This is a genomic window from Rhodococcus sp. NPDC057014 (assembly GCF_042673295.1).
In the GTDB taxonomy this organism is placed as follows: Bacteria; Actinomycetota; Actinomycetes; order Mycobacteriales; family Mycobacteriaceae; genus Rhodococcus_F.
Window position 1 is genome coordinate 1 of sequence record NZ_JBHUSF010000568.1, and the last position, 2,623, is coordinate 2,623.

General features: G+C 67.6%; 1 protein-coding gene. It reads right to left on the reverse strand.

The window, feature by feature from the left end; genetic code table 11:
- Positions 1-113 precede the first annotated feature (113 nt).
- Positions 114-2,390 carry a SulP family inorganic anion transporter gene (locus ACFTZB_RS44880; RefSeq protein WP_378442356.1) on the reverse strand — a complete coding sequence of 759 codons (2,277 nt, stop codon included), beginning with the start codon at positions 2,388-2,390 and terminating at the stop codon, positions 114-116.
- Between the last annotated feature and the right edge of the window lie 233 nt (positions 2,391-2,623).

Genomic DNA, 2,623 nt, shown 5'->3' on the forward strand with positions numbered 1-2,623 from the left:
CTACAAGGACACCGTCCGGACGTCCGGTTCCAAGTTGATGCAGTTCCTCGATGGCGTCGGCCTCGTCGGCGGCCCGCCGAAGCGCCTCTACAAGAGGGTCCATCTCCTCTGAATCATGTCGGCACGTGGTCCAGGTAGGACACACCGGTCGAGGTGATCTCGAGTACGCGCGCGGACGGAATGTCGAAGAACATTCCCGCGACGCGTACTCGGCCCTCGGCCGCCGCCGCGCCGACGAGGGGATGGCGCCCGAGGGTTTGCACCTGGACCGCCACGTTGACCATGCCCAGCTGGTCGACTTCGTCGAATCCCAGTTCCGCCGCTGCCCGCGCCACCGGGTGACCGCCGAGGAACGCCGTGCGGCTCGGCCGCGCGAACGTCAGCCACTGCTCGACGGCCCCCTCGGATCCGTCCGTGTCCGCCTGCGCCTCTGCCAGGACGGCCTTCATCGCGCCGCAGCCGGAGTGGCCGCACACGATTACCGAGCTGACCTCGAGTTCGTCGAGCGCGAAGGCCAGGCCCGCTTCGACGGACATGTCCTGCTTCCCGGTCGGGACGAGGTTGCCCACGTTGCGCACCGTGAAGAGGTCGCCGGGACCGCTGCTGGTGATGACGTTCGGCACGATGCGTGAATCGGAGCAGGTGAGGAACAGCGAGTCGGGGCGCTGCCCGTCCCGCAGGTCATCGAGGTGCGGCTGCAGTTGCGCCGCGTGGCGCCGGTGGTACTCCGACACTCCGGCGAGGACGGGTCGCAGCGCCGCCGGTGTGGTGGTCTCAGCGGTGTCGTGGTGCCGCGGCTGCCAGCTCTTCCACGGAGCGAACCCGCGGGGGCTCGCCACGCCGACGCCGCGCCGGGGCGGCGACGCACCCACGGCGTCCATGTCGACGGGACCGAGCGCGTCGATCACGACGGTTCCGCCGTTGTTCTCGTAGTGCCGCTTCCAGTCGTCGATCGCTTCGAACATGGCGTGGTCGAGGAAGTCGACCGCCAGTTCCACGGTGACGTGTGCGCCCGCGGGAACCTTCGCGAGCAGCCCGGTCAGTGCGGGCATGGACAGGAAGCTGCACGACCCCTCGACGGTCACGCGCCACCGCCCGGAGTCCTCGGATCCGATGGGTTCGGCGCGCATCCTGGGGTGGATGACCCGCCACAGCAGCAGGACCACCGCGAGTGCGAGACCGATGATCACGCCTTCGAGCAGGTTCAGGAAGACCACACCGGCCACGGTCACGCCGTACACCCACAGGTCGCCGGTGCGGCGGGCCGTGCGCAGGTGCGCCATCTTGACGAGCTGGATGCCGATCACGATGAGCAGTCCAGCGAGCGCGGCCATCGGGATCTGCTCGACCAGCGCGGTGAGCAGTGCGGCGAAGACGAGGATCCAGACGCCGTGCAGCACGGCGGACGCCCGGGTCTTCGCCCCGGCGGCGACGTTGGTGGAGCTGCGCACGATGACACCGGTGACCGGCAGGCCGCCGATGAGACCCGAGACCATGTTGGCCGAGCCCTGCCCGACGAGTTCCCGATTGAATTCCGACCGGGTCCCGCCGTGCATCTTGTCGACGGCGACGGCGGAGAGCAGGCTCTCGACGCTGGCGATCAGCGCGACCGTGAGCACACCGGTGGCCACGGCGAGCCACGGGCCTTCCGGCATCGAGGGAAGCGCCACGGCGTCGAACAGGGAGCCGTCCAACGTGATTCGATCGAGCTCGAACGGAAGAACCAGGGACAGAACGGTGGCGGCGACGACGGCGACCAGCGGCCCCGGAAGAACCTTCAGCTTGCCGGGCGTCTTCTTCCAGAACAACAGGACGACGATGACCACCGCGCCCACGAGAACGTCGCCGTACCGGGCGGATATCAGCTGCCCGGGCAGCTGGGTGATGTTCTCGACGGTCGAGCTGTGGGAGCTGCCGCCGAGGAGGACGTGAATCTGCTGGAGGGCGATCGTGATTCCGATGCCGGCCAGCATGGCGTGGACGACGACCGGCGCGATGGCCAGGGCGGCGCGGGCAATCTTACTGAGCCCGAAGATGATTTGAAGGAATCCGGCGGCGACGGTGATCGCGCAGGTGGCCTTCCAGCCGAACGTGGCGACCAATTCGGCTACCACCACGGTCAATCCGGCGGCCGGACCGCTGACCTGGAGCGGCGCCCCACCGACGGAACCCGCGACCGCACCTCCGACGATCGCGGCGATGAGTCCCGCCATGATCGGGGCGTCGGACGCGATGGCGATGCCGAGCGACAGCGGTAGGGCGACGAGGAAGACGACGAGCGATGCGGGTAGGTCGTATCGCGCGTTATCTCGCCACCTTTCGCCACGGGTCGGTCCGGGGGCGGGGGCACCGGATGGGGGTGCTTTCTCGTTCTCGAGGATCGACGACATGTCGACACCTTACGGGCGGAGAACGACGAAACGCCCGAAACGGACGCGATCTTGTGGCATGTGTCACTGTGGCAGCACTTTTCGCCCAGTTGAATCGAAAACTATTGGACAACAGTCCATTACATGAAGATTAAAGTACGTAAAGTTCACAGCGCGCGGCCTCGCACCGTGAGAAGTGCCGGTCACCGCCCCCCAAAAGGGGTCCCGGCCCGCCCCCCCCACAAACAACAAGC

Excerpts from the sequence above, each read along its gene's own strand:
- ACFTZB_RS44880 (WP_378442356.1), bottom strand. The coding sequence starts at position 2,390 with ATGTCGTCGATCCTCGAGAACGAGAAAGCACCCCCATCCGGTGCCCCC.